This is a genomic window from Acidiplasma cupricumulans, from assembly GCF_001402935.1.
Classification (GTDB): domain Archaea; phylum Thermoplasmatota; class Thermoplasmata; order Thermoplasmatales; family Thermoplasmataceae; genus Acidiplasma; species Acidiplasma aeolicum.
This window is the reverse complement of record NZ_LKBH01000210.1, coordinates 1-2,166: the sequence shown is the minus strand read 5'-3', so window position 1 is coordinate 2,166 and position 2,166 is coordinate 1. Positions and strand designations below refer to the sequence as shown.

The following is a 2,166-nucleotide window of genomic DNA, read 5'->3' as shown; positions in this document are numbered from 1 at the left end:
AATAGATGAACTTAAAAATGCGGATTTATCATTAAACTCACTGGAGTATTACAATATTAATACCAGATAAACTATGGTTAATTTTTGCATTATATAAAAAGAGGGCCGGGACCGGGAATCGAACCCGGGTCCGGGGATCCACAGTCCCCAAGGATATCCATTACCCCACCCCGGCCATTATAAAACCATACTGGATCAGGTTTTGCTTAATATTACTTTTAGCTATATAATTTTTTCATGTTTTTTGGATTTTGCATAAATGAGCACTGATTTTATATGGTACAAATCTTTTTTATGATGCTGATAAATATGCGGAACGGCAATTTCAATTTCATTCATTCTTATTATTTCCCCACACTCTTCATATAATTTTCTTACAAAATCAAGAGATTTAAAATTATGTATTGAATATATATAATAACCTATTTCAAATGCTTTTTTAATAAAAGGCAGATCTGCATGCCGGTTTACTGACCCATATGGAGGGTTCATAATAACAGTGTCATATTCACCTGAAATGTCTGAAACATCGCGGTTTTTAAAATTTATATTTAGGCCATTCTCAATGGAGTTGCGCCTTGCAATTTCTATTGCCTCAGGGTCTATATCTACAGCGGTTACACTTGCAGCCCCAAGATATACTGATCCCATGGCAAGGATGCCATTTCCAGTTCCAAGGTCTATTACATTTTTTTGTGCTATGTTCCCATCGAAATAGGCATTCCACAAGATAAATGATGCAGTATAGGAATCAGTGGGATACTGCTCTAAATTTATTTTATAAGATGAAATTTTTTCAATATTCTGAAGAAATATTTCAAGGCTTTTCCTGGAAATGTTATTGCTGTGGGTTACCAACTGCCATCTCCACTATATTTTTTGCAATATTATATGATTCGGTTTTATCTCCACCCCTTTCGATAAGAAGCTTCTCTATCTTTCTAATGGCCCTCTGCCTCTTCCACGTTCCACTCTCATGAGCTGCCAGAACTATATATTCTGCTATTTCCCTATCAACATTAATGCCAAATCTTTCCCTTATCTTTATCTGCCATACTGGAACAAGGACCGATGGTAAATCTCTTAATGAGTTGTTTAATCTTGCCTTGTTAATTATTTTATTAATATTATCTGACTGTGACATACATATCTATTGTTAACTTATTTATAAATTTTTCATATTTTAATTATTGAAAAATAATATAACCCCACAAACACTACTTTTAAAGCCCAATACTGAATTTTGTATTTTACGTATATTTTACTTTTTATATTTATTATGAAGCCTGAGTATAACATACCGTCATTTCAATTACACATTATTTCATTTAAAATCAATAAAGTTATTTATTTAAGTTAAATATCTGGTTAATATCAAGGCGTATGGATGTCAAATAAAATTTCGATTTACATTAAATATACAAAGCCAAGAGTATGGTGGTTACTAGTTTTTACAGGATTTGCAGGTGCAATTTTGGCAGTTAAAGATTATAGTGTTGAAAATGTAATATATATTATTATAGCAACAGTTTCAGTTATGCTTGGGTCAATGGGTGCAGAGAGCCTTACAAATTACATAGATTATAACATGGATTCTGTTATGGAAAGAACAAAGGGCAGGCCATTACCAAGGGGAGAGATATCAAAGAAAGGGGCACTTTTATTCGGTTACATACTGTCAATATCCTCAATAGTAATTTTAATAATTTTTTTAAAATTTATTTCAGCATTATTTATGCTTCTTGGAATCTTTGATAACGTTGTGATTTACAGTTACTGGCTTAAAAAGATATCACCATTTAGCATAATATTTGGTGGCTTTTCCGGCGCTTTTCCTGTTTTAATTGGCTGGTATTCAATTACAAACTCATTTTCATGGCTTCCCTGGATACTGTTTATACTTGTTATGATATGGATTCCTGTTCATGTGTGGAGCCTTGCCTTCAGGTATAAGGACGATTATAAAAAGGCAAATGTCCCGATGCTTCCTGTAGTTTATTCAGATAAAACAACAGCAATTGCCATATCATTCTCATCAATACTTTTGATAGTATTCTCAATTATACCTTATTTTATAGGGATATTCAATTATATCTATCTTATTATAGTTTTAATATTATCAATACCTGTCATTTATTATTCATATTTATTTATAGATCGGAAGAG

At 32.1% G+C, this 2,166-nt stretch carries 3 protein-coding genes and 1 tRNA gene; 1 reads left to right on the top strand and 3 read right to left on the bottom strand.

Annotation, left to right across the window (positions count from 1 at the left end; all coding sequences use genetic code 11):
- Nucleotides 1-103: 103 nt before the first annotated feature.
- The 3 genes from AOG55_RS06365 to AOG55_RS06355 form a co-directional block, all read right to left on the bottom strand.
- Nucleotides 104-175, bottom strand: a tRNA-His gene (locus tag AOG55_RS06365).
- Between the two features lie 47 nt (nt 176-222).
- The gene (locus AOG55_RS06360) at nt 223-858 is read right to left on the bottom strand and encodes an METTL5 family protein (protein ID WP_231563425.1); all 636 of its coding nucleotides are present in this window, start codon (nt 856-858) and stop codon (nt 223-225) included.
- Nucleotides 839-1,144 (bottom strand): hypothetical protein, encoded by a 306-nt coding sequence (locus AOG55_RS06355; RefSeq protein ID WP_048101739.1) that lies wholly within the window; start codon nt 1,142-1,144, stop codon nt 839-841. The genes AOG55_RS06360 and AOG55_RS06355 overlap by 20 nt, the downstream gene beginning before the upstream one ends.
- Nucleotides 1,145-1,387: 243 nt before the next feature.
- On the opposite strand from AOG55_RS06355, the gene AOG55_RS06350 reads away from it, so the two are divergent.
- On the top strand, nt 1,388-2,166 hold a 779-nt coding region (locus AOG55_RS06350), incomplete at its 3' end, for a heme o synthase (RefSeq protein ID WP_055041050.1).

What these genes read in the sequence shown, in the direction of transcription:
- AOG55_RS06355 (WP_048101739.1), bottom strand. Translation starts at nt 1,144, where the DNA reads ATGTCACAGTCAGATAATATTAATAAAATAATTAACAAGGCAAGATTA.